At 52.4% G+C, this 1,650-nt stretch carries 1 rRNA gene; it reads right to left on the reverse strand.

The window, feature by feature from the left end:
* Nucleotides 1-10: 10 nt before the first annotated feature.
* A 16S ribosomal RNA gene (locus tag WKT05_RS10535) occupies nt 11-1,538 on the reverse strand.
* Nucleotides 1,539-1,650: the final 112 nt, after the last annotated feature.

Consider the following 1,650-nt stretch of genomic DNA (forward strand, 5'->3'; position numbering starts at 1 on the left):
ATTTCCTTAGAAAGGAGGTGATCCAGCCGCACCTTCCGATACGGCTACCTTGTTACGACTTCACCCCAGTCATTAACCCTACCTTCGACAGCTGCCTCCTTGCGGTTGGCTCGCTGGCTTCGGGTATTGCCAACTCCCATGGTGTGACGGGCGGTGTGTACAAGACCCGGGAACGCATTCACCGCAGCATTCTGATCTGCGATTACTAGCAACTCCGACTTCATGCAGGCGAGTTGCAGCCTGCAATCCGAACTGGGATCGGCTTTTTGAGATTCGCTTGCGATCGCTCGTTCGCTGCCCTCTGTACCGACCATTGTAGCACGTGTGTAGCCCAGGACATAAAGGGCATGATGATTTGACGTCATCCCCACCTTCCTCCGATTTATCATCGGCAGTCCCTTTAGAGTTCCCACCATTACGTGCTGGCAACTAAAAGTAAGGGTTGCGCTCGTTGCGGGACTTAACCCAACATCTCACGACACGAGCTGACGACAACCATGCACCACCTGTATTAGCGTTTCCGAAGAAAAAACTTTATCTCTAAAGCGGGCGCTAGTATTTCAAGTCCTGGTAAGGTTCTTCGCGTTGCTTCGAATTAAACCACATGCTCCGCTGCTTGTGCGGGTCCCCGTCAATTCCTTTGAGTTTCATGCTTGCGCACGTACTCCCCAGGCGGAGTGCTTATTGTGTTAACGGCGGCACCGAGGTTTGACCCCCGACACCTAGCACTCATCGTTTACAGCGTGGACTACCAGGGTATCTAATCCTGTTTGCTACCCACGCTTTCGTTCCTCAGCGTCAGTTGAAGTCCAGCAAGTCGCCTTCGCCACCGGTATTCCTCCTAATATCTACGCATTCCACCGCTACACTAGGAATTCCACTTGCCTCTCCTTCACTCAAGCTTGACAGTTTCCGATGCTTACGAAGGTTGAGCCTTCGCCTTTTACATCGGACTTGCCATGCCGCCTGCGAACCCTTTACGCCCAGTAATTCCGGACAACGCTCGCCCCCTACGTATTACCGCGGCTGCTGGCACGTAGTTAGCCGGGGCTTCCTCCTATGGTACCGTCATTATCTTCCCATAGGACAGAGCTTTACGATTCGAAAACCTTCATCGCTCACGCGGCGTCGCTGCATCAGGGTTGCCCCCATTGTGCAAGATTCCCCACTGCTGCCTCCCGTAGGAGTTTGGACCGTGTCTCAGTTCCAATGTGACCGTTCACCCTCTCAGGCCGGTTACTGATCGTCGCCTTGGTGGGCCGTTACCCCGCCAACGAGCTAATCAGACGCGAGGCCATCTCTTACCGCTAACGCTTTGACTTCATCATCATGAGATGTCGGAGTCTTATACGGTATTAATCCCGGTTTCCCGAGGCTATCCCGTTGTAAGAGGCAGGTTCCTCACGCGTTACTCACCCGTTCGCCGCTAATCCAGAAGTTCGTCACCCGAAGGATCAGAACAACTTTCATCGCTCGACTTGCATGTGTTAGGCGCGCCGCCAGCGTTCGTCCTGAGCCAGGATCAAACTCTCAATAAAAACTTTGAGTTTGCTTAGCTCGGATCCACTGACTGTGTTCCGCTTTAAGCTTATAGATTGTTATGGTTTAATCTCTTATACCATTTAATTAACTTGGTTCAGCGCTGTGTCT

Origin of the sequence: Peptoniphilus sp. HCN-40583 (assembly GCF_037892835.1) — a bacterium.
Taxonomy (GTDB): domain Bacteria; phylum Bacillota; class Clostridia; order Tissierellales; family Peptoniphilaceae; genus Aedoeadaptatus; species Aedoeadaptatus rachelemmaiella.